Source organism: Cutibacterium nasicola, from assembly GCF_051303185.1.
Lineage (GTDB): Bacteria > Actinomycetota > Actinomycetes > Propionibacteriales > Propionibacteriaceae > Cutibacterium.
The window spans coordinates 43,469-69,410 of the sequence record NZ_JBPPGE010000004.1; the positions used below are offsets into that span (position 1 = coordinate 43,469).

General features: G+C 65.0%; 26 protein-coding genes. 7 read left to right on the forward strand and 19 right to left on the reverse strand.

What is annotated here, in order from left to right:
• Positions 1–1,340: 1,340 nt before the first annotated feature.
• The 7 genes from ACSJJT_RS07625 to murI all read right to left on the reverse strand — a co-directional run bounded on the left by ACSJJT_RS07625 (position 1,341) and on the right by murI (position 7,622).
• A complete protein-coding gene (locus ACSJJT_RS07625; RefSeq protein WP_435917967.1) occupies positions 1,341–2,225 on the reverse strand; it encodes a prenyltransferase/squalene oxidase repeat-containing protein in 885 nt (294 codons plus the stop codon).
• A gap of 392 nt (positions 2,226–2,617) precedes the next feature.
• Positions 2,618–4,036, reverse strand: a complete 1,419-nt coding sequence (locus ACSJJT_RS07630) for a DNA polymerase IV (RefSeq protein ID WP_435917735.1) — start codon at positions 4,034–4,036, stop codon at positions 2,618–2,620.
• The gene (locus ACSJJT_RS07635) at positions 4,033–4,506 is read right to left on the reverse strand and encodes a dihydrofolate reductase (protein WP_435917736.1); all 474 of its coding nucleotides are present in this window, start codon (positions 4,504–4,506) and stop codon (positions 4,033–4,035) included. The genes ACSJJT_RS07630 and ACSJJT_RS07635 overlap by 4 nt, the downstream gene beginning before the upstream one ends.
• 21 nt (positions 4,507–4,527) lie before the next feature.
• The gene (locus ACSJJT_RS07640; protein ID WP_021104418.1) at positions 4,528–5,340 is read right to left on the reverse strand and encodes a thymidylate synthase; all 813 of its coding nucleotides are present in this window, start codon (positions 5,338–5,340) and stop codon (positions 4,528–4,530) included.
• A gap of 1 nt (position 5,341) precedes the next feature.
• Positions 5,342–5,956 carry an RdgB/HAM1 family non-canonical purine NTP pyrophosphatase gene (gene rdgB, locus ACSJJT_RS07645; protein WP_435917737.1) on the reverse strand — a complete coding sequence of 205 codons (615 nt, stop codon included), beginning with the start codon at positions 5,954–5,956 and terminating at the stop codon, positions 5,342–5,344.
• A complete protein-coding gene (rph, locus tag ACSJJT_RS07650; protein ID WP_435917738.1) occupies positions 5,953–6,717 on the reverse strand; it encodes a ribonuclease PH in 765 nt (254 codons plus the stop codon). Before rph ends, rdgB begins: the two co-directional genes overlap by 4 nt.
• Before the next feature lie 50 nt (positions 6,718–6,767).
• Complete coding sequence (gene murI / locus ACSJJT_RS07655; RefSeq protein WP_435917739.1) at positions 6,768–7,622, reverse strand: glutamate racemase; 855 nt, start codon at positions 7,620–7,622, stop codon at positions 6,768–6,770.
• 179 nt (positions 7,623–7,801) lie between these two features.
• Between murI and ACSJJT_RS07660 the strand changes: the two genes are divergently transcribed.
• From ACSJJT_RS07660 to ACSJJT_RS07670, 3 genes are all read left to right on the forward strand, one after another.
• Complete coding sequence (locus tag ACSJJT_RS07660; RefSeq protein ID WP_196768540.1) at positions 7,802–8,119, forward strand: FeoA family protein; 318 nt, start codon at positions 7,802–7,804, stop codon at positions 8,117–8,119.
• Between the two features lie 61 nt (positions 8,120–8,180).
• Complete coding sequence (gene feoB, locus ACSJJT_RS07665) at positions 8,181–10,139, forward strand: ferrous iron transporter B (RefSeq protein WP_435917740.1); 1,959 nt, start codon at positions 8,181–8,183, stop codon at positions 10,137–10,139.
• On the forward strand, positions 10,139–10,681 hold the full coding sequence (locus ACSJJT_RS07670; protein ID WP_016665925.1) for a NifU family protein: 543 nt from the start codon (positions 10,139–10,141) through the stop codon (positions 10,679–10,681). Before feoB ends, ACSJJT_RS07670 begins: the two co-directional genes overlap by 1 nt.
• Before the next feature lie 3 nt (positions 10,682–10,684).
• Here the strand turns inward: ACSJJT_RS07670 and ACSJJT_RS07675 are convergent, their stop codons facing one another.
• Positions 10,685–11,245 (reverse strand): DUF2017 family protein, encoded by a 561-nt coding sequence (locus ACSJJT_RS07675; protein ID WP_016665926.1) that lies wholly within the window; start codon positions 11,243–11,245, stop codon positions 10,685–10,687.
• Entirely contained in the window at positions 11,242–11,535 is a 294-nt protein-coding gene (gene clpS, locus ACSJJT_RS07680; protein ID WP_036975426.1) for an ATP-dependent Clp protease adapter ClpS, read from the reverse strand. Before clpS ends, ACSJJT_RS07675 begins: the two co-directional genes overlap by 4 nt.
• 74 nt (positions 11,536–11,609) lie before the next feature.
• Here clpS and ACSJJT_RS07685 point away from each other — a divergent pair, with 74 nt between their 5' ends.
• Positions 11,610–12,950, forward strand: coding sequence for a nicotinate phosphoribosyltransferase (locus ACSJJT_RS07685; RefSeq protein ID WP_435917742.1), 1,341 nt, complete (start codon positions 11,610–11,612; stop codon positions 12,948–12,950).
• A gap of 197 nt (positions 12,951–13,147) precedes the next feature.
• Entirely contained in the window at positions 13,148–13,423 is a 276-nt protein-coding gene (locus tag ACSJJT_RS07690) for an HU family DNA-binding protein (protein WP_435917743.1), read from the forward strand.
• A 101-nt stretch (positions 13,424–13,524) separates the two neighbouring features.
• On the opposite strand, the gene malQ is transcribed toward ACSJJT_RS07690, so the two are convergent.
• Together malQ and ACSJJT_RS07700 are read right to left on the reverse strand one after the other, a co-directional pair.
• A complete protein-coding gene (gene malQ / locus ACSJJT_RS07695) occupies positions 13,525–15,633 on the reverse strand; it encodes a 4-alpha-glucanotransferase (RefSeq protein WP_435917744.1) in 2,109 nt (702 codons plus the stop codon).
• A 98-nt stretch (positions 15,634–15,731) separates the two neighbouring features.
• Positions 15,732–16,541 carry an RDD family protein gene (locus ACSJJT_RS07700; protein ID WP_435917745.1) on the reverse strand — a complete coding sequence of 270 codons (810 nt, stop codon included), beginning with the start codon at positions 16,539–16,541 and terminating at the stop codon, positions 15,732–15,734.
• Between the two features lie 108 nt (positions 16,542–16,649).
• Here ACSJJT_RS07700 and ACSJJT_RS07705 point away from each other — a divergent pair, with 108 nt between their 5' ends.
• On the forward strand, positions 16,650–16,892 hold the full coding sequence (locus tag ACSJJT_RS07705; protein ID WP_435917746.1) for a DUF3039 domain-containing protein: 243 nt from the start codon (positions 16,650–16,652) through the stop codon (positions 16,890–16,892).
• 56 nt (positions 16,893–16,948) lie between these two features.
• Here the strand turns inward: ACSJJT_RS07705 and aroQ are convergent, their stop codons facing one another.
• The 5 genes from aroQ to ACSJJT_RS07730 are packed head-to-tail and all read right to left on the reverse strand — an operon-like array spanning position 16,949 to position 20,080.
• The gene (gene aroQ, locus ACSJJT_RS07710; RefSeq protein WP_435917747.1) at positions 16,949–17,380 is read right to left on the reverse strand and encodes a type II 3-dehydroquinate dehydratase; all 432 of its coding nucleotides are present in this window, start codon (positions 17,378–17,380) and stop codon (positions 16,949–16,951) included.
• Positions 17,377–18,381: a cation diffusion facilitator family transporter gene (locus ACSJJT_RS07715; protein WP_435917748.1), complete on the reverse strand. Its 1,005-nt coding sequence runs from the start codon at positions 18,379–18,381 to the stop codon at positions 17,377–17,379. Before ACSJJT_RS07715 ends, aroQ begins: the two co-directional genes overlap by 4 nt.
• Position 18,382: 1 nt before the next feature.
• Positions 18,383–19,420, reverse strand: coding sequence for a phosphoheptose isomerase (locus ACSJJT_RS07720; RefSeq protein ID WP_435917749.1), 1,038 nt, complete (start codon positions 19,418–19,420; stop codon positions 18,383–18,385).
• Positions 19,417–19,695 (reverse strand): Trm112 family protein, encoded by a 279-nt coding sequence (locus ACSJJT_RS07725; RefSeq protein WP_435917750.1) that lies wholly within the window; start codon positions 19,693–19,695, stop codon positions 19,417–19,419. The genes ACSJJT_RS07720 and ACSJJT_RS07725 overlap by 4 nt, the downstream gene beginning before the upstream one ends.
• A 10-nt stretch (positions 19,696–19,705) precedes the next feature.
• Positions 19,706–20,080, reverse strand: coding sequence for a DUF3499 domain-containing protein (locus ACSJJT_RS07730; RefSeq protein WP_435917751.1), 375 nt, complete (start codon positions 20,078–20,080; stop codon positions 19,706–19,708).
• 78 nt (positions 20,081–20,158) lie between these two features.
• On the opposite strand from ACSJJT_RS07730, the gene ACSJJT_RS07735 reads away from it, so the two are divergent.
• Positions 20,159–20,578, forward strand: coding sequence for a metallopeptidase family protein (locus ACSJJT_RS07735; RefSeq protein ID WP_435917752.1), 420 nt, complete (start codon positions 20,159–20,161; stop codon positions 20,576–20,578).
• Positions 20,579–20,590: 12 nt separating this feature from the next.
• Here the strand turns inward: ACSJJT_RS07735 and ACSJJT_RS07740 are convergent, their stop codons facing one another.
• The 3 genes from ACSJJT_RS07740 to ACSJJT_RS07750 form a co-directional block, all read right to left on the reverse strand.
• Complete coding sequence (locus tag ACSJJT_RS07740; RefSeq protein WP_435917753.1) at positions 20,591–22,129, reverse strand: DUF5719 family protein; 1,539 nt, start codon at positions 22,127–22,129, stop codon at positions 20,591–20,593.
• Entirely contained in the window at positions 22,126–25,470 is a 3,345-nt protein-coding gene (locus ACSJJT_RS07745; protein WP_435917968.1) for a glycosyltransferase, read from the reverse strand. The genes ACSJJT_RS07740 and ACSJJT_RS07745 overlap by 4 nt, the downstream gene beginning before the upstream one ends.
• A 154-nt stretch (positions 25,471–25,624) precedes the next feature.
• Entirely contained in the window at positions 25,625–25,882 is a 258-nt protein-coding gene (locus tag ACSJJT_RS07750) for a WhiB family transcriptional regulator (RefSeq protein ID WP_435917754.1), read from the reverse strand.
• Between the last annotated feature and the right edge of the window lie 60 nt (positions 25,883–25,942).

The window sequence follows — 25,942 nt, forward strand, 5'->3', positions numbered from 1 at the left end:
CGGAGGAGCCGATGGGGAAGGCGTGCGCGCAGCCTTGCGCACCTGCGAGCTCACCCGATCACCCGCATGAACATCCTTGTGAGCGTTCCGATGGAAGACTCCATGATGAGGAGTGCCATCGCGACCAGTGGCCCCGCCCACACCTGCACGGTGCTGGCCAGGATGCGGCCTGACAGGAGGAGTCGGCCTACGAGTATGCCGCGGCCTGTGCGGATGCGGCCCGTTCCCCGACCCCGGATCCCGCGTGGGGCCACCCGTGGGAGTAGAAGGCCGCGGCCGAGGATTCTTCGGCACACACCCATTCACAGTCCCATCCGAGAACTGCGGCGTCAACGTCCACCCCGGACACGGCTGACCCGTCTTAGGATCCATGCGTTTGTATTTCTCCGGATGCGCCGCCGCATCCCCCAAACACACCTGCTTAGCCGGGTGGGGCTCCGACGAATTCAGCATAAGCTCGGCTTTGATATTACCGCGGCACGCCGGCCCCCCATACGACACATACATCACAGAATCTAACGGAACATTATTGTGATCGACGTAATAGTTATGAACTAACGTGAGGGAAGGATCGTCATCGACGTACGGTATTTTTCCTGGCCATGACCCATCCAGCGACGTGCCTTGACCCGGCAATTTCGGCAACTCACCGTGCGCATCCGCATGAATCCACACACCTGGAGTAAAATCATATAGATTCTTGCTGGTATCCGCTGGAGGCGAAGTTGCGGGATACCACACGCCAGTAGTATTGAGTAAATACGCATCGAAACCCCCTCCGGCTTCAACAGTCCGCGACGGCCGCTGATACACGTACTTGTCTATCGAGAAGCCCACCGAGGAAACGTAATTATCCCACCTGCGGCCAGAACTTGGTTTCCCTATATGACAGCGGACGATCCAGCCATCACTGGCTGTCAGACCAAAATTGCCAACGTACTTTTCCGTCAACAGGCCACGCAACGGTTTCGGCGCACCCGAAAAATCAATAACAACCGCAAATCCCTCGCCCTGCCGACACCACCCATCATGCCATTTATCCCCCTTACTATAAAAGCCTTCGCCGCTATCGGGGTAGCGATGGCTGCCCGTCGACCACGTATCAAGATCATCAGATGCCGCGTCTGCGACCGCCTGACGTGGCACCACGCCACCACACATCGCAACCATGACAACAGCCGCTATCACACACGCCCACCGGCGCCCACACATACTTGACACACCCCACGCACCGACACGACGCACTGCCGCAATGACCCAAATTGACCACAACAATCGCGCTGGGGCAGCCACAAAAGCCGCCCCAACGCGACCTTGACGATGACTAAAACGCCACCTCGTCAGCCAACAACCGGCTCCTCGTGGGCCTGATTGGCACCCACATTGTCATAGGACTGCAGACCACGCAGCGCGGGAACCGCCTGCGTCGTCGCCATCAACGGCGAATACGGTGTGCTGAAAGACCCGTCAGCCTGCTGCTGACTCACGAGCCACTTCTGACCGGCCACAGCCTGCGCCTTGTGGTCAGCATCGCCAGCACGGTACAGTCCTGGTGCCACCCACGCAGTGGTGTTCACATTCGGGCCCTTGCCCTTGGAACCCCAGGCACCATCCTGCTTGTCGGCGTCAAGACGCTTGACAAGACTCGTGACAGCCTTCTGCTTGTCCGGGGCCGTCACATGCGACAAAGCCGTAAGCATGAGACCGTCAGTGTCCGGGTCATCCCACTTGGGAGTCGTGGACGCATACTCGGTGACCGACTTGAGCAGGTTCTGCGGGATCGGTTTGCCCAACCGCTCCAGGGCAATCATGTCCAACGCCTGATTCGTCGCATACTCCTTGAGTGCCGAGGCCGGCAGTGACGTCACTCGTTGGGAGTAGTCGAACCCGTCATAGGTGGTCGACTCACCAAGAGCCAGCAGGGTGATCGTCACCTTCGCACATCCACCCACATTCGTCTCAGTGCAGTAACTCTGCCCCTGGGTCTTGATGTTGTCCTTGACCTTGGCGACGGTAGGCGAATCCTTCCTGCCAGCAGCCACCAACGCCAAAGCCCCATCCAACTGCGGCCCCAACTTGTCCTTGGTCAGATCGGCACTGTGCTTATCGATGTAACCAGCCGCCCTGCCGGCCTGGGAGGCATAATCGGCAGGCCCAGACGCCTGAGCTGCCTGGGCAGGGGCCGCCGTCACCCCCACTGCGCCTATCATCAGTGCGGCAGCCATCACCGGGCCCACCACACGCTTGCACGTCGTCGTTGCTTCTACTGCCATGTCGCTCCTCCTCGGAAGCACGTTCCGAGAGGGGTCCATGACAGCACAGGCGTGGCATGCGTCGGTGTCGATCCGTAACCCTCGACGGAACAGGAAACCAATCCCCGCGGTGATCTGGTACTCCGACTTCCACACAAGATGTGGTCACGGTTGCGGGACAGCGCCGGATTCCCACCGACTTCCCCACATCACCCGGGTATCAACCCACCCATTGGGCTGACAGAGAAAAAGATACACCCGTCCCGACAGATGCCATACCCACCCCCCCAAAAACGCTCACCAAACGCTCATCGACACAGGCATCCACCACGGGAGTCGGGCTTGTGAGCATCCGCCTCGCGAGATCAGTGGGAGGGCTCGTCCCCCGATGAAGTCCTCTCCCCCTCCTCCGGCGGCTGCCATGCCAGGCCCAGGGGGTGCGCCGGGTGCAGGGCCGCGTCGTCCTCGGGAATCGACCGCACCCTGCCGATCGGGCTGCCGCGGTGCTCGAACCGGCACGTGACGACGCCGTGTCCCGATCCCCACACCCAGCCCCGGCCGTACTCGTCGTGAACCACGTCGGCGCCCGGCGGCCAACGCCTGCCGTCGAAGGATCGCCGCCGCCCGAACGGCCCTGGCTGGATCAGTGGGACGCCCTCGCTGACCACGGGGTCGTCACGCAGCTGGCCCTCACCGTCCAGGTCGAACAGCTCCTCCTGGGCCGAGGTGGTGAAGTTCGACACCCCGACGCCCAGCAGTCGCACTCCCTCGCGCAGGTCGAGGGAGTCGAGCATGCGCACCGCCAGGCGGGCGATCCGCTCCGGTGAGTCGGTGGACCCGCTCAACGTCACCGACCGCGACCACACCGTGAAGTCGGCCATCTTCGCCTTGAGCGTCACGGTGCGGGCGAAATGGCCGGATCGCTTCAACCGGCCACACACCAGCCCGGCGTGCCGCTCGACGATTTCCCGGCACTCCCGGCGATCGGTGAGGTCGTGTTCGAAGGTGTCCTCCACCGAGATGGATTTGGCGATCCGGCTGACGCTCACCGGGCGATCGTCCTGAGCCCGTGCCAGGGCGAACAGGCTCGCCCCGGCGGCCTGCCCCAACTCGTGCACCAGCTCCGCCCGACGGGCGGCCCGGACGTCACCGATGGTGCGAAACCCGAGTGTCTCCAAACGTTCTGCGGTCACCGGTCCGACGCCGGGAATGGCCCGTGCCGGTAGGGGTGCGATGGTCTCGGCCTCGGTTCCGGGAGCGACCAGGACGACCTGATCGGCATGGCCTCGCGACGGTTTGGCCATCTCGGAGGCCACCTTGGCCATGAACTTGCTCGATCCGATCCCCACCGAGCAGCTCAGCCCCTCGGTGCGCTCGGCCACCCTGGCCCGCAGCTCGGTAGCCATCTGGCGCAGGGCGTCGAGGTCGTCAACGGGCACTGCCCTTGCTTCCAGATCGACGAAGGCCTCGTCCAGGCTGAGAGGCTCGACCAGCGGGGAGAGCTCCCGCAGGGTTGCCATGACGACCCTGCTCGACTCCCGGTAGGCCTCGAAGCGCCCGGACAGGAACGCGGCATGCGGTGCCAGCCGGCGGGCCTGTGCCCCCGCCATCGCGGAGTGGACCCCAAACACCCGGGCCTCGTAGGAGGCCGTCGCCACCACTCCCCGGCCGCCGACCCCGCCGACGATGACCGGTTTGCCGCGCAGTGAGGGCTTGTCGCGCTGCTCCACCGAGGCGAAGAAGGCGTCCATGTCCAGATGGAGGATCGACGCCGTCGGCCTCACGACGTCACGCGGCGGTAACCGACGAAGTCGAATCCGTCACGGGGTTCACGCCGGATCTCGGCCCACACCGCGGGATCGATGGTCGGGAACCGCGCCGACCCCTCAGGGCTGCGATGCACCTCGGTGATGTCGAGCTCGTCGCACAGGTCGAGGGCATCGGCGTAGATCTGGCCGCCACCGGCGATGTAGCAGATCGTCTCACCGGCGTCCCGGGCCATCTCGACGGCCTCACGCGGGCTGGCGGCGGCGTCCACCCCGTCGGCCGACCACTGCCGGTCGTGGGTGCAGATGATGTGGCGACGCCCCGGCAGCCTCCCGACCTGCTCGAAGGTGCGCCTGCCGAACACCAGGGTGTGGCCCATCGTCACCTTCTTGAAACGGCGGAAGTCCGCGCTGATGTGCCAGAGCATGTCCTGTCCGGAGCCGATGACGCCGTTGTCGGCGACGGCAGCGATGGCGACGACCTTCATGGAATCCTCCTGACGAGCCGGTCAGACGGCGATCGGTGCGGGAATGGCCGGGTAGGGGTCGTACCCCGTGAGCTTGATGTCGGAGAGCTCGAACCCGTCGATCTCACGCACCTGTGGGTTGACGGTGAGCTGCGGTGAACTGCGAGGCTGGTGCTGCAACTGCTCGTGAACCTGGTCGAGGTGGTTGAGGTAGAGGTGGGCGTCGCCCAGGGTGTGGACGAACCGCAGCGGCTTGAGACCGGTCACCGAGGCGACCAGGTGGGTGAGCAGGGCATAGGAGGCGATGTTGAAGGGCACCCCCAGGAAGGTGTCGCCGGAGCGCTGGTAGAGCTGGCAGCTCAGCCAGGTGGGCTCCCCCTGCTCGTCTGGGGTGACGTAGAACTGGAACAGGGTGTGACACGGTGGCAGGGCCATCTGGTCGACCTCGGCCACGTTCCACGCCGAGACGATGTGCCGACGCGACCACGGGTTGGTGCGGATCTGCTCGATGACCCGGGCGATCTGGTCGATCGCCTCGCCATCGGTGTCGGGCCAGGAACGCCACTGGTGGCCGTAGACCGGGCCGAGGTCACCATCCTCGTCGGCCCACTCGTCCCAGATGTGGATGTTGTTCTCGTGCAGCCAGCCGATGTTGGTGTCCCCGCGCAGGAACCACAGCAGTTCCCCGAAGACGCTGCGGGTGTAGATCTTCTTCGTCGTCACCAACGGGAAACCCTCGCGCAGGTCGAAGGTCATCTGGTGGCCGAAGACGCTGAGGGTACCGGTGCCGGTACGGTCGGGGCGACGCACCCCCTCGGTGAGGATGCGCTGCAGGAGGTCGAGGTACACCTGCATCTCAGTGGCCTTCCAGGTGGGCGACGACGGCCGGGACGATGGCTCGCACCGCCTGGCCGCGATGACTGATGGCGTCCTTGTCCTCGGCGGTCATCTCGGCACTGGTGAGGTTGCCGGGCTGCGCGTCGGGAACGAACATCGGGTCGTAGCCGAACCCGTTGGCTCCTCTGGCCTCGGGGATGACCCGACCCTCCATGGTGGCGACCTTGGTGATCTGCGTGCCGTCGGGGTCGACGAAGGCCATCGCACACACGAAACGGCCACGACGGCGCTCGGGGGCAAGGTCGAAGGTCTGCTCGAGCAGCAGTCGAAGGTTGCGCTCGTCGGTGGCCTGCGGCCCCGACCAGCGTGCCGAACGGATGCCCGGCATCCGGTTGAGGGCGTCGACCTCGAGGCCGGAGTCGTCGGCCAGGGCCGGCAGACCGGTGTCACGGGCGGCGGCGCGCGCCTTGATGAGGGCGTTCTCGACGAAGGTGGTGCCGGTCTCGGCGGGAGCCGGGACGTCGCTCACCTCCGACAGACCGACGACCTCGACCGGGGTGCCGGTCGACTCGAAGGTGCGACGCAGCTCGACCAGCTTCCTGGGGTTGTTGGAGGCCAACACGATGCGGCTCACAGGCTCACCCCCAGGGCCTCGGACTGGACCTGTTTGAGGGTGGCACAACCACCAGCGGCGAGGTCGAGCAGTTGGTTGAGCAGATCACGGTTGAACGGAGCTCCCTCGGCGGTGCCCTGGATCTCGACGAAGTCGCCGGTACCGCTCATGACGACATTCATGTCGGTGTCGGCTCGGGAGTCCTCCTCGTAGGCGAGATCGAGCATCGGGGTGCCACCGACGACTCCCACCGAGATGGCCTGCACCGATCCGGTGATGGGTTCCCCGGCCAGACTGCCGCGCTCCCGCAGCCAGTTCACGGCATCGACCAGGGCGACGTAGGCGCCGGTGATCGAGGCGGTGCGGGTGCCGCCATCGGCCTGCAACACGTCGCAGTCGAGGATGATGGTGTTCTCACCCAGCGCCTTGTCGTCGACGACGGCGCGCAGGGATCGTCCGACCAGCCGGGAGATCTCGTGGGTGCGCCCGCCGACCTTGCCCTTGCGGGACTCCCGAGCGGAGCGCTCGTTGGTGGCGCGCGGCAGCATCTCGTACTCCGCCGTCACCCAGCCCAGGCCCGATCCCTTGCGCCAGCGCGGCACCCCCTCGGTGACCGAGGCATTGCACAGCACGGTGGTGCGACCGAAACTCACCAGCACCGATCCCTCGGCCTGACAGAGCCAGTTGCGCTTGATGGTGACCTCACGCAACTGGTCAAGTGACCGTCCATCAATTCGAGAAGTCTCACTCACGCCGCCAAGGGTAGCCGGAGGGACTGACACGAATCATGACGATGACGCGGCACCGCCACCGTGTCACTCACCTGCGTCACTCAGTCGCGCACGACCGCACGATCCCCGAAGGGATGGCGGTCGGCGTGCACCGACTGCACGTCGTGGACGAAACCCTCCATGAGTCGTCGCCCCAGCCTCTCGAAACGTTCGGCGTTACCAGTCGTCAGGAAGTAGCGGCTGGATTCACGAGGTTCGGAGTGCAGTAGTCCCGACTCAGCCATCAAGGAGTACGAGGCCCGCGCGCACTGGTGGGAGGAAGAGATGATCGTGACGTCGTCGTCGAGGACGTAGGAGATGAGCCCGGCGAGCAGCGGGTAGTGGGTACAGCCCAGGATGAGAGTGTCGCAGCCGGCCTCCTGGATCGGTTTCAGGTAGTCCCGAGCAATAGCTTCCAACCCCGGGCCGCTGGTGATTCCCTCCTCGACGTAGGGGACGAAGTGCGGGCAGGCCTGGGTCGTCAGGGTGATTCCAGGCACCGCTGCCAGTGCGTCCTGGTAGGACAAGGAGCGAGCCGTGGCCTCGGTGCAGATAACGCCGATGTGACCGTTCCGGGTGGCCAAACTGGCTCGCCGAGCAGCCGGCATGATGACGTCGATGACCGGGACGTCATAACGCTCCCGAGCATCCCGCAGCACTGCCGATGACGCCGTGTTGCAGGCGATGAGCAGGGCTTTCACGCCGTGAGCGACGAGTCGATCGAGGCATTGCAGGGCGTAGCGGCGCACCTCGGCAATCGTCTTCTCACCATAGGGCGCCCGACCCGTGTCACCCAGATAGATGATGTCCTCGTTGGGCATGAGGTCGACGACGGATCGGGCCACCGTCAGCCCTCCGAATCCAGAGTCGAAGATGCCGATCGGTGAGTCGACAACGTCGAAATCAGGTTCGGTCACGGCTGGCAAGACTACCCCGCCCTCGCCGCCAACCGGCCATCCACAGGGTTTTCACGACGTCCACATGCCGAAAAACACCCCCGGTAATGACAATGAGGTAAGGCTTGACTATCCTTTGGGCTGCACCGGGAGTTCCGACGCCGTCATGGAATCACGAAGGAGACGAGATGAGGAAGCAGATACACCGCGGCACCGCAGATGAGGAGACCATCGTGCCGCTCAGCCGCCTGGCCGCTGGCCAGAGCGCGACCATCGAGTCCATTGCACCCGAGTGTGTTGACCACATTTGTCACCGGCTCCACATGCTCGGGTTCGGACAGGGCCGCGACATCACCAAGATTCGCCAGGCACCCTTCGGTGGCCCGATGGTCTTCCACGTCTGCGACGTCCAGATGTGTCTGCGTCGAGCCCAAGCTGACATGATCATGGTCCGCCCTGTTCCACAGACCGCATCGCGCCCTGTTGTCGAGGCTCAGCTGTCCGTCGCAGCCGCCTGACAGTCCACTTTCCTTCCCAACCCTTCCTGCGCGATGACACGCGCCCATTCGAGGACTGCCCATGCCCGCAACCGTCACGTGCCACACCGATCCCACCGTCGAGCTGTCGACGGGATCACCCAAACTGACTCTGGTCGGCTCTCCCAACGGTGGCAAGACGTCGATCTTCAACCACCTCACGGGTCTGCACGCCAAGACCGGCAACTACCCCGGCGTCACCGTCTCCCGCAGCACCGGTGTGTGCCACATCGGCGGTGACGAGTACGGCATCGAGGATCTTCCCGGGACGTATTCACTGACCCCCATCTCCCCCGACGAGGCCATTGTCGCCGAGGCTCTGGATGGGACGATCAAGGGCGTCCAGGCACCTGACGCCGTTCTGGTGGTCGCCGATGCGACGGCCCTGCGCCGATCCCTGCTGCTACTCGCAGAAACCCTGGAGCGAGACCTCCCCACAGCGGTCGTCGTCACCATGGCTGACGAGTTGGGACGACGCGGCGGCAGCCTCGACACCGCAGCCTTGTCCCAGGCACTGGGCGTACCAGTGGTCTCCGTGGTCGCCAACCGTGGCATCGGCATCGGGGAACTACGTCACCTCATCAGCGAGTGGCAGACCTGGAGCCGTCCCCCCATTCCGCCGCCCACCGCAGCAGAGGAGCTGACCGGATGGGTCGACTCGACCCTTGCCAGCGCGGGGTACCAGGATCCCCAGCCCGACTCTCGCACCGAGCGCATTGACAAGGTCCTGTTGCACCCGGTGTGGGGAACGATCGTCTTCTTCCTCGTGATGTTCCTATTCTTCCAGGCACTGTTCACGTGGGCAGCGCCCTTCCAGGACGCCATCGATGGCTTCTTCGGTTGGCTCGGCGGCTGGGTTGACGACCACGTCTCCAACCCGATCCTCGCCGGTCTGCTGGGCGATGGCATCATCGGCGGCGTCGGAGCCGTACTCGTCTTCGTCCCACAGATCCTGCTGATGTACCTACTGCTGGCCCTGCTGGACGCCGTGGGCTACATGTCACGGGCAGCATTCCTCATGGACAAGGTGATGAGCCGTGCCGGGCTGGAGGGACGAGCATTCGTGGCCATGCTGTCCTCCTTCGCCTGCGCCATCCCCGGGGTCATGGCCACGAGAACCATCCCCTCGGCCAAGGACCGCATCGCGACGATGCTCGGCGTCCCGCTGGCTACCTGCTCGGCCCGACTGCCCGTTTACGTGCTGCTGGTCGGCATGCTCATCCCCGACGCCACCCGCATCGGCCCGTTCTCCGGGCGAGGTGTGGCGATGTTCCTGCTCTACCTGCTCGGCGCGGTGTCGGCGATGACGGCGGCCTGGGTCGTCAAGAAGATCACCGATCGCTCCGGCATACTCCTGCCCTTCTACATGGAAATGCCGCCATATCGGATTCCCACACTGCGCTCGGTGGGCATCGCGATGTGGGAGCCCACCAAGGCCTTCCTGCACAAGGCTGGCACCATCATCATGCTGACGACCATCGTCATTTGGGCCCTGACGACCTTCCCGATGCAGTCTGACTCCGAGCTGTCAAAAGCGGGTGTCGATCCGCGCGATGACGTCGCCGTGGCGGCCTACACCATGGATCACTCCATCGCTGCTGGTGTCGGCAAGGCCGTCGAGCCGGTCTTCGAACCGCTGGGATTCGACTGGCGCATTGACGTCTCCCTCATCGGATCACTGGCTGCTCGAGAGGTGGCCGTCTCCACCCTGGGCCAGATGGCTTCAGCCACCGACCCAGAGGACGATGCCGAGGTGGCCCAACAGCTGGACCGTTGGACGTGGACGCACGGCGACCACGAGGGCGAGAAGATCTTCACCCCGGCAACCATCGTTGCCCTCATCCTCTTCTTCGCCTATGCCCTGCAGTGCATGTCCACCATTGCCATCATGAAACGAGAGACCGGCGGGTGGAAGTGGCCGGCGGTCGCCTTCGGCTACATGTTCGCGCTGGCGTGGATCATGGCCCTCATCGGTCGTCTCGTGACGAATCTGGTGATCTGATGAAGCTTGCCTCGCGTCCTTCCACGGCCATTCACCCGGAGGCGACGGCTGACCCCGCGACCCTGCGTTGGGTGGTGTCGGGGGTGAGCCTACCCTTCGCCGGTGAATTGGTGAGCGCGCCTGGTCTCGACGAGTTCCTGGGACGGGTGCACGTCGAGGTGACGGTTGGTGCCGTCATCGCCACCGTCCTCGAGGACAGCTGGGAGCGTATCGGTGGCGACTTCCGGACCGCTCTGACGATGGCTCTCGAAAGGACCGACGACTGGAGCGGTGGACCCGATGCCCAGATCCTCGACGAAGCCGAGACCCTGAGATGGTGCGCCGACGAACTCATCGCTGGCCCTGTCGGTGCCGTGGCTGCCATGCATGGTGGGTCGATCGAACTGGTCGACGTCACGGTCGACAACGGGCAACGCACCGTCGCCGTGGCCATGAAAGGTGCCTGCCGGGGGTGTCCGGCAGCTCTCATCACCTTGCACCAGCGGCTGGAACACCAGCTCAGCCTGAGGCTGCGCGAGCCGGTGACTGTCCACGAGATCTGAGCCCTACTCCGACAACTCCACCTCGACGAGCACCTCGACGACAAAACCGAGCCACTCGTAGACACACTCCTCCTCGGCCTCCAGCTCCTCCTGGGCGACCCGGGCGACCTCGTCAGCGGTGATCTGGTCAGTGACACCCAACCTGGCCGCCATCATTCCCCGCAGCGCATTGACGGTACGAAGCCACCGCTGAGTCGTCACCGGATTCATGGGGACACGGCCAGTTCGGTGCAATGCCTCCAGATCAGTTCGCAAGGCCTCGGCATCCTCACAGCGCGCGGCGACCTCCTCGGCGTCATGACTGGCATGGAACTGAGCGTCGGCAGCGTCGTCGTCGCGGTAGGCGCTCGGCAGGATGGCGCGACGCACCTCGTCGTCCTCCTGAGGGCCGCAAAACTGGCTCTCCCAGAAGGCGAACGGGTCTGCCCCCGAACTGTCACGAGCGGTGGTGGTGCGCAACCGCGACAAGGCCTCGACGTAGTGCCCCAGGGCGATCTCGATGCCGATGGTCTCGCGGCGCTCCAGGTACCAGACCCACTGATTCCGGGTACCCTCAATCCTCATTCCTGCCCGCCCTTTTCGACCGAGGCCTGCAATCCGTAGCCATGCATGGCGTGCGCCGCGATCTCCATCTCCTCCTTGGACCCCTCGGCCACCGTCGCCCGGCCCTGGTTGTGGACCTGGATCATGAGCTGCACGGCTTTCTCGCGCGGGTAGCCGAAATACCTCATGAACACCATCGTCACGTAGTCCATGAGATTCACCGGGTCGTCCCAGACGACGGTCGTCCACGTCGATTCCTCATCGGTGAGACGGTCGGTCCGTGCCATGGGTTCCACGGTGGTTGCAGACATGTGCCCATTCTGTCACCACCGGGGGCACCTGAACCCCGCCAACGGGGACGCCCCATCCCCCTAAACTGTGGCCCATGTCGACCGCACTGTTCACCGACCATTACGAGCTGACCATGATCGAGGCTGCCATGGCGTCAGGAACCGCCGACCGCCGCTGCGTCTTCGAGTTGTTCCCACGTCGTCTCCCCGAAGGCCGCCGTTACGGCGTTGTCGCCGGCACTGGACGTGTCCTCGATGCGGTGGAGGGCTTTCATTTCACCGACGAGGAGGTCTCCTTCCTGGAGAAGACCGGGGTCGTCGGCCCGCACATGGCTGAGTGGCTGTCGAACTACCGTTTCACCGGATCCATCCATGGTTACGCTGAGGGCGATCTTTACTTCCCGGGATCACCCCTCCTCACTGTCGAGGGCACCTTTGCCGAGGCGTGCGTCCTCGAGACCTTGTTGCTGAGCACCTACAATCATGATTCCGCAATCGCTTCAGCAGCCTCCCGCATGGTCATGATGGCCGAGGGCCGCTCCATCATCGAGATGGGCTCTCGTCGTACCCATGAGGAATCCGCTGTCGCCGCTGCTCGCGCTGCCTGGATCGCCGGGTTCGGTCCGACATCGAACCTCGCTGCCGGCATCCGCTACGGCGTCCCCACCTCCGGCACCGCTGCCCACGCCTTCACCCTCCTCCACGACACCGAGGAGGATGCCTTCCGTGCCCAGCTCGCCGCCTATGGGGAGAAGACCACCCTGCTGGTGGACACCTATGACATCGACAACGCCGTGCGGACGGCCATCCGCCTCACCCAGGGACGCCTCGGCGCAGTCCGTATCGACTCCGGCGACCTGTCCATCGTCGCCCGGCAAGTCCGCGACCTGCTCGATGACCTCGGTGCCACGAACACCCGCGTCATCGTCACCAGCGACCTCGACGAGTGGCAAATTGCCGCCTTGCGTGGCGCTCCCGTCGATGGCTTCGGAGTCGGAACCTCCCTCGTGACAGGCTCGGGAGCGCCGACCTGCTCCTTCGTCTACAAGCTGGTCGCCCGCGCAACCTCGAACGACCCGGACGCCGAGCTGTTGCCGGTGGCCAAGAAGTCCTCCCACAAAAACACCGTGGGCGGACGCAAATACGCGGTGCGACGCATCGGTTCAGGTGGAACAGCCACCGCCGAGGTCGTCGGGGTGGGCCGACAGCCCACGGCCGACGCTGACGACCGTAACCTCATCGTTCCCCTCATCGTCGACGGTGAGGTCGTGGGCCGTGAGCCCCTCGAGTCGGCACGCAAGCGCCACCAGGCCGCGATTGCCGAGCTGCCGATCTCCGGACGACGTATATCCCGCGGTGACCAGGCCATTCCGACCATCATGGTGAGACAGGGCGACGACGGCGCCGACACCGTCCTCGGCGCTTCGCTCTCGTGACCGATCCACAGTGCGACACGACCTGCCGTCCTGACCACTCGGCATGTGACAAATCGGTCAACAATGGTCACAAACGAGCACCAAACGCACTGTTGACGCACGTTCGGGCTTGACTGAGACCCCACACCCGCTAATGTCCTTGGTGAGGGAAACGGCATGAAGCCGATAACCGAACACAGTCCATCTGAGGAGACCCCATGACCAAGTCCGAGCTCATCAAGGCCGTTGCCAAGCAGGCCTCGCTCACCGAGACCCAGACCAACGAGGCCGTCAAGGCTCTCACCGACGTCATCACCAGCGCCCTGGCCAGGGGAGAGAAGGTGCAGCTTCCCGGTCTGTTCACTGCCGAGGCCGTTGAGCGCCCCGCCCGCAATGGCCGCAACCCCCGCACCGGCGAGTCCATGACCATCCCCGCTCACAAGGCCGTCAAGATCTCGGCCTCCAGCACCCTCAAGAAGGCCGTTGCCGACTGAGCGACTGACACGGGTCGTTGACCCGTGACCACACATTCGGGGTCCGATGCCATCAGGCGTCGGACCCCGGTTTGGTATGTTCTACGGCCAACGTCGGCCGATCACTTCTCGTTCATGACCGCAGACAGTCGCGCGGCCCTCTCATCAGTGAAGATCTCCTCGAGCCACATCGGTGAGCCGTCCGGATGGCTGAGCGGCACTCGCCAGTTCGGGTACTCGTTGGTCGTACCGGGCAGGTTCTGGGTCCGTCGGTCCCCCACGGCGTCGGTGAGGGTGACGTTGAGGACCTTCGACGGTGTCTGGGTGAGCATGCGGTGCATGGCCAGCACGACCGCCTCCTCGGACGGATCGCCGCCCTCCAGCACGCCTCGCGCCTGCAGGATACCGATCCAGGTGTGCGTCTGACGGGCTGCCTCGGCCCGCTCATGCTCCAAGGATTCGGTGAGCAGTCCGAGTTCATTGCGCACCTCGACGTGGTCACCAGCCAGATAGCCGGTCGTCGGAGGCAGGTCATGGGTCGTCACGGAACCCATGGCGTACTCACGCCACTGCTCAGGTGCCAGCGGGTGACCGTCCTCGCCGTTTTCGAACCACAGCACCGAGGTGCCCATGATCCCGCGCTCACGCAGGTACGTACGCACCCACGGCTCGACGGTGCCCAAGTCCTCACCCACGACGAGCGCGCCGGCACGACAGGCCTCCAAAGCCAGGATGCCGACCATGGCCTCGTGGTCGTACCGGATGTAGGTACCCATGCGCGGGCCGAGACCGGCGGGAACCCACCACAGCCGGAACAGGCCGAGGATGTGGTCGATACGAATACCTCCGGCGTGACGCAGGGCAGCCCTCACCATGTCCCGGAACGGCTGGTAGGCCATGTCGGCCAGCATGTCCGGGCGCATCGGCGGCTGACCCCATTCCTGGCCGGCCTGGTTGAAGGCGTCAGGCGGGGAACCGACGCAGACACCGTCAGCAAAGAGGTCCCCGAGCATCCACGCATCAGCACCGGTTCCGGACACGCCGACGGCCATGTCACAGATGAGGCCCAGGGACATCCCGGCATCGCGCCCGGCCGACTGGGCGGCCGAAAGTTGCTGATCAGCGATCCACTGCAGCCACATGAAGAAGTCGACGCGGTCCTCATGTGCGCGCACGAACTCCGAGACGGCGCGATTGCTGGGGCGCTGGAACTCCTCCGGCCAGTCATGCCAGTCATTGCCGTACACCTCAGTCAGCGCACACCAGGTGGCCAGATCGACCAGACGGGTGCCGCGCAACCTGCGGAAGGCCTGGTAGGACAGCTTTCGCGACCCTGCCAGACCAAGGGCGTGGATGGCCTCGAGAACCGGCATCTTGGCCATCCAGGAGGAGTCACGGTCGATCGTCTCAGTGACCGCAGCTGCGCGAGCCTGGGCGAACCGAGCCTTGGAACGCTCGGAGGAGTCGAGATCTGCGAACTCAGGAATGGTCTCAGGGCGCACATACAGCGGATTGAGGAAGAGTCGGCTGCAGGGTAGGTACGGTGAGGGCTCGATCGGCGAGACGACCTGGCTGGCATGCAATGGATTAACGAGCACGTAATCCGCGCCCTGGGTCGCCGCCCAGGTCGACAGGTCGGCCAGGTCGGAGAGATCACCCATTCCCCATGAGCCATGGGACCGTGTCGAGTACAGCTGCACCGCGTGTCCCCAGACCCGGGACGAGCCCATCGATCTCGGCAGGCCGAGCCAGTTCGGGGACACCACCAGGGTCGACGTGGTGCGATGATCAGCCGACGTCGCGACGATGGTGTGGTAACCCAGCGGAAGGTCAGCCGGGATGCCGAAGGTGGCTTCGCCGATCCAGCGTTCCTCGACCTGGCGATCTGAGTTCCAGTTGTCGACCTGCCAGCACTCGCGACGGTGACCGTCCTCACAGATGATGTGGACCTCGACCCACTCCCCGGCATTGACGTGGACATCAACACGTCCCTCCTGGCCCTCGCGCAGCATGACGATTCCGGGCAGGACACGACGCCAGGTGTGGTTGGCGACCTCTCGGCACGCCTGCTCGGCCAGTTCCGGGGTCGACGCATCGATCCCGAGCCCGGCAAGGACGGCGATGACGGTCGCCTCCTCAACCTCGGTGTACTGACCCTTCCAGTCGTGATAGTCACGAGCGATGCCGAAATGGTCGGCCAGGGTCGTCAGGTGGGGATCTGTCAAGGACATGACGGCCTTTCGGTGCCCTCCAACGTCGGGGCGGGATCGATGCGGACGGGTTGTGGGGACGACGTCGTCGCCCCGTCTGGACGAAATCTACTCGGCATCTACTCGGCGTCGAGCTGGCGGACCGGACGAACCACCTGGGTACCTGCAATGGCGTCGTGGATGGTCTGGCGGGATCGCTGCCACAGCGGCATGAGATAACTGAACGGGGTCAACAACACGAGGACCTGGTTACCAACCTCCACGAAGGCCCAGGCCGTGGCACGGACAAGGGCACGCCACCACACCAGTCGGCGATGGTCCTTACCCTGGTTGATGATCACCACGCGCAGCCCGCAGACGAGCTGACCAACCGACCCAGCGCAGGTCGCCAGCATGATGAACTGGTAGATCGCCTGGGCAATGATGACGGCACCCACAAGACTCGTCATGTCATTGACGAACCCTGCATCGCTCAGCGACTGGGTGGTGATGACATCCGATGGGCTCGCCCCTGCGCTGATCTTGCGCATCGATTCGTTGAGGAACGCCTGGTAACTCGCCATGATGCTGGCGATCTTCTCGTGCATGGTGATGCCGACAACGGTCCACACCAGGACGAAATCGATGACGGTCGACAAAGCCCGCCACCACCACCCGGCCAAGGGCACACCGTCAGCGGTGGTGCCCCACTTGTTGCGCGGCGCCGCCACGTCTGCGTTGCGCGGCGCAGTCGTCATCTGGCGCGGGGACGACGGCACCCGCGAGACCGGGGCCAGTGTCTCAGGCACATGACCGGTGGCATGACGCGGTTCGGGTTCGGGCGGGTTTCGCAGATTGCGGGTCCAGCGTTCGCCGTCCCAATACCGCTCCTGCTCACTTCCGGCAGGGTCGGGATACCAGCCCATGGGGGGAGGAGTCGCATTCGTCACCGGTCCATTCTCCCACGATGGGCCCATGATGCTAATCACGTCCGCTGGCAGCTGGACTCGCCGTCATCCGTGGTCAGGTATGTTGCCGGCCACGTACACTGGTCCACCATGAGCACACAGGTGGCACCAGGTTCCAGCACGGCGGTCGAGGAGAAGGCTCGCCCATCCTTCGATGACGGTGACGCCGAACGCTTCTCCCACTACGTTCCGAAGGCCAAGCTCACCGACGCCATGGTCAACGGCACCCCTGTCGTCGCCCTGTGCGGCAAGGTGTGGATTCCCTCCCGCAATCCGGACAAGTTCCCCGTCTGCCCGGAGTGCAAGGACATCTTCGAGTCGATGACGCGCTGAGTCACCCGACCCGGCGTCCCGCCGTTTCCGTCACTTCGGAGCAGCGCGCGTCGGCGTCAGGACGCCGCCAACCAGGCGAGGGCCAACTCGTAACCCTTCAAGCCGAGGCCGGCAATCGTCCCGGTGACGTGCGCCGAGACCACACTGTGGTGACGAAACTCCTCCCGGGTGGCGATGTTGGAGATGTGCACCTCGATGCAGGGTGCCTCCACCTGGGCCAAGGCATCAGCAATCGCGATGTTGTAGTGGCTCCAGGCAGCCGGATTGATGACGACCGGGATCCGATCGTCAGCAGCTTGATGTATCCACCCGATCATCCGCTCCTCGGAGTCGGTCTGACGCACCTCGACGTCGAGCCCGAACTCGCGACCGTACTCGATCAGCCGAGCCGTCAGGTCATCGTGGGTCGTCATCCCATAGATCTGTGGTTCGCGACGGCCCAGTCGTCCCAAGTTCGGGCCGTTGAGCACCAGGACTGGCTTGCTCATACCTGATCCTCCGGACGCTTCTCGTCTTCCTTGATGCGACGATCACCATACCGGATGTCAGGTTCGAGGAAGAGCGGGCCGACAAGCGGTTCCGCAACACGGACGGCCACTTCCGCATTGTCGATGATGCGTGCCACCTCGATTGCGGAGTCGCCCGGGTCGACGGCGATCTTGGCAGCCAGCAGGATGGTGTCGGGACCCAGATGAACCGTCTTCATGTAGATGACCGAGTCGACGCCGTCAGTGCTCACGAGCGCGTCGTGGATGGCCTTGCGCGACTCCGGAGTCGCTGACTCCCCCTCCAACAAGGACTTCATCTCTCGGGAGAGAATGGCTGCGACGGCAACCAGCAGGACGCCAATACAGGCCGATCCGATGCCGTCGAAGATCGGATTGTGCGTCAGGACGGTGAGACCGACACCGAGGAAGGCGAAAAGCAGACCGAGAACGGCAGCCGAGTCCTCCATCATGACCACTGGCAACTCCGGGGCCTTGGTCTTGCGGATGTATTGCAGGATCGTCATGCCTTCGCGATATGGCTTGCTCTCCTTGAGAGCGGTGTGCAGGCTGGCTCCCTCGGCACATGCCGAGATGACCGTCACGACCAGCGGTACCCACCACCACTGGGAGTCGAGCAGCTCGTCAGGCTTGCCGGCGAGGGTGTCGCGGATCTTCTGGTACGACGAGCCCAGGGCGAACAGTCCACCGACGCTGAAGATGACCACGGCAACGATGAAGCCGGACAGGTAACGGGCCCGCTCGTAGCCGAAGGGATGGTCCTCGTCGGCCTTCTTGTGCGAGGCCTTGCCTCCGACCATGAGGACGACCTGGTTGGTGGTGTCGGCCACCGAGTGAATGGCCTCCGCAAGCATCGAGGACGCGCCCGACAGCGCCCATGCCAGGGCCTTCGTCGCCGCAATCGCGAGGTTGGCAGAGGCAGCGGCGACGATCGCCTTGCGACCCTCGCCCTCCTTCCTCGGCTTCTCTGCCTCGTCCGACATGTCAACCACGCAAGACTGACTCATGAATCTTTTCCAGACGGTTCAGTCCAAGGGACAGGTAGACGGCAGCGAAACTTCCCTGCAGCAAGAGGGCAACGTAGCGGTCCATCGAGGAGGACCTCTCATCAATACCCAGCGGCAGAGTGACGCTGCGCACCGTCACGTCGTGGACGCCACAAAGCTGCTCCAACTCTCGACGAACGGCCTCGTGCTCGGCCTCGGCGTCATCCATGACGACAAGGACCGGTCGACGCGATTCGCCATCGACATCGGGATCGGCAAACGGATCTCGTCTGGGAGCGGATTCAATGATGGGGCGCAGGGCGGCGGCGTCAGCCGACAGCGCGATTCGGCCCGTTGCCCGACGCATCAACTCGGCCAGGCGACGAGAAGCTCGGGCAGCCAGTACCGATCCGCCCCAGGTCAGGGGGTCGGCGTCAGCGAGGGCACAGGCCAGGTCCTTGGCCTGGTTGACCGCCAGGTCGCGATGCGGTGAGGCCAATTCGGCCACCATGTCCGCCACGCGAGCAACCTGGCCCGGATCGACGGCAGGGCCGAGCCCCAGATCACCCAGCACTGCCAGCGCAGCAACTGCGGCTGACATGGAGTCCTCGGATGCCATCCTTATGCGGGCGGTGTCATGGTTACCGGCGACATGCCAGGACTCGGTGTTCTCGGTGGAGGCGAGGATGATGGCGCTACCGCGACGCCGCGCCTCCGCCACCTGGGCCGCGCATCGTCGGTCAGCATCGAGGACGACCACGAGGTCCAGCGGGCCCACCCATGCCGGTAGACGTCGGAAAGGCCATGCAACGAGGGGCACCGGACACACCGGTTCCAGAACTGAGCGCACCAGACGGGCTTCCGGACCGACGACGAGGACTCCCCTGGGTTGTCCCCATTCACCGACGGTTCGACGCACCTCGTCGAGGTCGGCCGCGTCGCGACGGATACGTGCACCGGAGCTCGCCAGGTGTCGCAGAACCCCCTCCGTCAGAGGGTCGAGCGGCGCGTCGAGACGTGAGTCGTCGAAGGTCACTGAGGTCTCATCTCATGACGGCGAGTAGGTTCGAAGGCCTCGGTGTCCTGAGCGTCAGCGGTCCTCGTCACCCCGCGCTGGCGGGCGGCGTCCAGGCGAAGATCGGGAACACCGTCGCGCACCAGGAAGGCCAGCCCACAGGACGGTGAGGAACAGACGAGCTCCCCACTGTCGAAGTCAAGCGCGAACCGGGAGTGGCATGCCGGGCAGGCCGCCACCTCCAGGAAAGCCGGTGAGAGGTCGAGTGCCTCAGTGGCCAGCGGTAGATCAGGCATAACCGTCATCCTAATGGCTTGAGACGTCGTGGCTGGCGTCCGTGATCACCGACAGGTGGCCACGACGGCCCAGAACATGAACCGAGGCCGGATCTGGCTCGGGGAGGACCTCGTCTTCCAGCATTCCCACCTCGCGCACCGCCGCAGCTAGGGCCATGAGGTCGTCCACCGCAGGCGTCGGGGCGGAATCGTCGATGCCCGGGAGCCTGATGACTTCCCACCCCACTGGGGCTGAGAGGACTTCGGCGTGCCCAGCACACATGTCGTAGGCGCCGGGTTCACGGCCGGGTCCCAAGGGGCCGAGGACCGCGGTGCGCTCGGCATACACGTAGGTCAGCGTCGCAACTGCTGGTCGGGAACATCCGGGTCGAATGCACTCTCTCACTCAGGGCACGGTACGCCACGGCCCTGTTTTCCCCGTGATGCCACGCGGGTACCGGCGCATCCGCAATACAGTGGTCCCATGTCCAAGCGTCGAAACCGTCATGGCCGTGGCCAGCGCGGGCCAGTCGTCCTGCCGCGCGCCCATGGTGGGCGTATCGACCGCATTGACCCCACCAACGCTGAATTCTTCACGGCATGCCTGGCCGAAGCCATCCACCAGGTGCAGTGGTCGTGCCCTGGGATCCTCGACAACGTCGTCGTAGGGGCGGAGGACGTTCCCACCATGCCGGACTGGACCGAGGGACGGGTTCCACTGTCGTCGGCAGTCGAAGGCAGCGATGACTCCTCTGCTCGGGTCGTCATCTATCGGCGACCCCTCGAGCTGAGAACCGCCAGCCGCAGTGGCCTGGCCATCCTCGTGCATCGCACCTTGGTCGAGCAGTTGTCAGCCCTGACCGGCCTTCCGGTGGAGAAGATCGACCCCAGTATCGACAACTGAGGCCATCGGTTGTCAGCGCAACTGTGGATCGACGTCGACGCGGCGTCCGTTCGTTGAGGTGGCGACGGCATCCAAGGGCACGACGGCCAGACCGCTGTCAGACACCACACCACCGACGAGTGGGGCCGACCCGGCGATGTGCAGGTGGCCTGCGGCTGGAACCTTCCCTGACCACGTGGAACCGGCCGGAACCGTCCCGTTGACAGTGGTCTTCTTCCCGCCGTCAGTTGTCAGGGTTCCTGTGAACGTCACGGCTTCCTGACTGGGATTCGACAGCTGGAGGGTGCCGCCGGCGCCGAGGGTCTGTTCGAGCACCTCGCTGGGCGAGCCGGGTCCGACGAGGGCGAAGTCGGTGGTACCGTGCTTTCCCTGCACGAACAACCTGGCCACCAGTGGATCGTGGGCCGACAGCGTGAGGCCGACGGCCTCTCCTGCCAACGCCTTCGACAGATCGACCTGAATCGTCGAGCGCGGATCGATGTCAATCTCGTCAGCACCGTCAGGGATGAACGATCCGTGTCCCGCCAGTGCCGTCACGGACACGCTCAGCCGGGTCGTGCCGGGGTTGGAGACGACGAGGGTTGCCGTGGGTACCTTCGCCGGGACCGCTGGCACGTAGACGGTCTTGGCTGCGGGCGCCATCACGATCGTCTCGCGACCCTTGGCAGCCCAGGTACGGGCTCCGACGACGACTCGTCCTTCCCTCGAGTCGATCAGCGCGGTGACAGGGGCGGTGTCGTTGTCCCACACCGACAGCGGCAGCACCTTGGTCTGCCCGGGCGACACCCGGATGCCACGCATGCCGGCGGTGTCGATTTCTCCCTTGGGACCCAACAAGGTGACGTCGACAGTCGCCGTCCGCGTGTCCGCGTTGACGACCACGAGGTCCGAGGCAGACGGATTGGTGAGGCTCACCGCGCCACCAGTGGCCGCTCCCACGCAAGGAACCCAGGCCGTCATGCCATTCTCGGTGGCCAGGGCCGATCCCGTCGGAGCACGCTGCCCTGCCGTGGAACGAACGAATCCAGCCGAGTTGTCGATCTTCGTCACAGCAGGAACCGAGCTCTCGGACAACTTGTCCGCGGACGTACCGACCTGCAGACTGCCGCCCATGGAGCCAGCGGCGAGGCTGGCCTTCCCCTGGGAGGGCGGGCACACGAGGGTGCGCCCGGACGAGACGAGCTGAGCCGTCGGCGCCGTGCGTTGGGACTGCGGAATCGCTGTCGACAACAATGAGAGCGCCACGGCCACCACGGCCAGGGTCACTGCCCAGACCGGCCCCCTCCAGTGCTGCCCCATCTTGTCGTCTGTGGTCGGCCTGTCAGCTGCTGATGCTGTCGACGGGTCGTCGTGCCTGTCAAGGTCATCCTCATCGGCAGTGGCGACATCGTCAGGATCCATGGCTCGGGCAGGGCGGCGAACCGCCGGCTGGTCACCGACATCCTCAGCATCCACAGCTCGTCGGGCACGACCAGCCTCGACTGGTTCGGCCTCGAAGATGTCCTCGGGCTCCTCGTCATCGGCAAGGGCGCGGCGCGGACGGTCGCTCATGACTCCTCCTGGCGACGGTGACGGCGCGCCTTACGGCCACCAGCACGGACGGAACGGCGCGGGGCGACGGCACGGCTGCGCTGGGGGGCCTGGGGGCCGGCGGCGAGCATCAACACAACGAGAGCCACCAACTCGATTGCGCAGGCCCATCCCTGGGTCGGCATCGACCAGGTCAGGTCGCCACGAGCCGAGCCGACCTGGTAAGACTCCCCGATCCCGTGTTGGGGCGCCGGTTCGAGCTGGCTACCACCCACCTCGACCTTCCAGCGGTCGTCACGGGGTTCGAGGATCGTGAGGGTTCCTGACGTGGTGACCTTTCCGGCGACTGGCTCCTGGTCTGCGTCCACTGCACTGATGACAGCCCTGGACGGCTGCCCATACACCGTCCAGACGGTCGTCGTCGGATCCGTGTTGGCAGCCGTCAGACCAGCCGCGTTGCCAACCTGGGCTACGACGTCGGCTCCTGCCCCGCGCAGCCACAGATGGCCAATTCCCAGCGAGGAGAGCCGACTCGCAAGGTCATCGGGGACAGCACCGGTCGCCACAGCCAGAGCAAGGTCAGCAGCTGGATTGGCAATCCGGCTGTCCGAGGACATGACGGGACGCTCGCCACTTCCCCAGCTCGGGTTCTGGGCGTCGACGAGGTTCCAGCGGGCATCGCTGCCATGCACATTCACCATGAGGGTACGAGTCTGGCGCGGCGAGCCTTCCACCGCAGCGACATAGGCAGGACGCATCTCGTCAGTGATGGTCATCGGGCCCCGAGCGCCACCTACCAACCACCAGGCGCCACCTGCGGCGACGGAGACCGCCATCACCCAGGGCAGAAAACGATTACCGAGACCGCCGAGAAGCTCTGCCAAGGTGGGGGACTCATCAGCGGGATCATGATCGACCTCAGCCCGCGTGAGTGAGTCCGACTGACATGCTGCTGCGATGAGCACCAGCAGAACGCCGACACCCATGAGCTGCCACGGCTCAATGGCCGGATGAACCTGCACACCCCAGACGTCAACCAGGATGCGTGACCCAACACCGGCAAGGACGAGGCACACCAGGTAGACGAGGATGAGGGCCAGCACCCGGCCCCTCGGATGCCCGGTGCGGGATCCGACGGAGGCAGACCGGTCGATGACCAGACGCCACACTGCCCACAACGCGGCGATCCACACCGGGATCATCGCAATCAGGGTGAACGCGGTCGGAGCAACGCCCGGAACGATGGATCGTCCGACCAACAACCACAACCCGGCCCGGGTCTCGACGACAGGGCTCAACAGCGGCTCGGCCCCAGTCACCATCCGTCCGGGCTCACTGAACAACCGTGGAATCCACGGCGAGATGACCACGAGCGGTCCCACCGCAACGATGGCTGACAGCAGCGGACGACGCGGCCGAGTCATGAGGATGCCAACAGCAACCGCCAGCGGGTAGAGCCACAGCGCAGGGACCAGGCTGATCGCCAGAGCCGACCACAGGGCCAGGCCACCTGCCGACGAGACGCCCCCGACACGACGGTTACCCACGCCAGCACCGCGCAGTCCGGCGACGTCAACCGTTTCGGGGTTCACCAGGCGCCAGGTGTGCAATGCCATGTGGGGAAGGATGACTCCCAGTACCAGGGCCGTCACCGAACCGCGCGCCAGGCCTCCGGTGAGGATCGGTAGCAGTCCCCAGAAGCTGGACAGAAGCACCGCCGTCACGCCGACGCCGATGACGCGACGGCAGAGGCGGTGCGCGGACATCGCGGTGAACAGCGGCGTCAGGACGAGCAGGATGCGGACGAGGACTTCTGGCTTGCCAATCGTCAGGACCGACCCGAAGGCCGGCCAGGCAAGCCACGGGGCATTCGCCCCCGTCACGCCCGGAACAGCGGTGAGCCAGCGGTGCCAGGCGTCGGACAGATCGCGCGGGGCCGGAGCCAGCCATGTCGAGGTCACACTACCCGGCCCATACAGGCCACGGCAGGCAATGAGCCCGCACAGCACCATGAGCCCGACCATGACGGTGTACGGGTTGACGACGAAGTGATGGTCACGGGCGGTGAAGTCGTCACCGGTGAGATCGTCGATCGTCGTTGTGTCATCGTTGCGCCACGGATGCATCCGGTCAGAGAGGTCCCCGGCGTAGCGGTCGACGGCGCGGGCCCACACACTGCGCCGGCTGGGCAGCAGCCGATTGGTGTTCTCCAGATCGTCGGGGTCGCACCGAGCGTGGAACTCCTCCAACCGCTGCGACATCTCGCGAGTGAGTGAACGGGTCTTCCACAGCTGCCAGCCGGCTCGCCACTCGTCGACAGCACGGGAAGGAGCCTTGCCGACCAGCAGGACGATGAATCGCCAGAGGCTCGCCAGCAACAGGGCGGCACTGGTGCGAGTCGGATGACCGGTGCGGGCCGCGACCATGCGCATGCCAGCGAGGCGGTCGGTGGCGTCCGGACGAGGGGCCAGGTTCGACTCGCGTTGCCACCCTCGACCGGCCTGACGGTGATGGATGGTACAGGTCGGGGCGGTGCGCACCACCATGCCTGCCTCGTTGGCACGCCACCCGAAGTCGACGCCGTCACGGAAGAGGGGAAGGGCGGGATCACACCCGCCCAGACGGCGCCACGCCCCGAGCCGAACGAACATGCCAGCCGTCGATCCTCCCAGGATCGGGCTGGGATCGGCCTGCTTCTGGTCGATGTCACCGCGGTCAACGACGGGAAGAACCCGAGTACCTCCAGTACTGACGCTCTGGCCCTGCTCGTCAATGAACTCGGGGTAGTTGTGACGAGCCGGCTTGAGCAAGGTCGGGTACAGGACGTCAGGGTGAGGCTTGCGTGAAGCCTCATGAAGCAGCGAACTCAACGAGTCCCGACGTACCTCGACGTCGTCATGCAAGATCCACATGTGGGTGACGTCGTCAGGAAGACGATCAAGGGCCAGGTTGATGCCTTGGCCAGGCGTGGTGTCAGCGCTGGCCGTCACGAACTCCTCCAGCAGCCCCTCCCCGACAGCCTCTTCGAGCATCTTCGTGGACCCGTCGGTGGAACCCAGGTCAACCGCGATCTGGACGGCGGCCCTCTCGTCGCTGCGACGCAGGGCGTTGAGAGTTCGCGGCAACCAGTCAGCCGCTTGGTGGACGAGCAGGATGACGGCGACCTCGTCAGCGGTGATGTCAGGGACGGCAGGCGTGCGGCGCTCGTGCGCCCATGCCCAGTCCTCCGGATCGGCCCGCACCGATGGGATGACGGGAATCGTCCAGTCCGTGAGCCCCTCCACAGTGCGTGGAGCATCGCCGCGGTCAGCCCGACGGCCCTCGTCGGGCTCGGTCCGCGCAGAGTACTTCTCGTCACTCACCTGGTAGGCCACCTGTTCGTTGACGTCTTGGAGCTCGGCGTGCACGTCACATGTACACGATTGATCATCACACACATCAATCGCGCCGACGGTAACTCCGGGCAGACAGGGAATACTACCGGGCTCTCATCACCGTAGTCTGACGCGAGAATGGTCACGCCCGCTTGCGCAGTCGACGCCTCTCCATCTCGGACAACCCGCCCCAGATTCCGAACCTCTCGTCGTTTTCGAGGGCGTACTCCAGGCACTCCCGACGCACCTCACAGGACTCACAGATACGCTTGGCCTCACGGGTGGATCCGCCCTTCTCAGGGAAGAACGCCTCCGGATCGGTCTGGGCACACAAGGCCTTGTCATGCCACTCCGGCTCGTCGTCACCGCCTCCGGCAACCAAAGTCAGAATCTCGTCCATGGGGGAAGCTCCTCGAGATCAGACGCGGCGGGTTCCGCGCCGATGCACAAACTACACGTG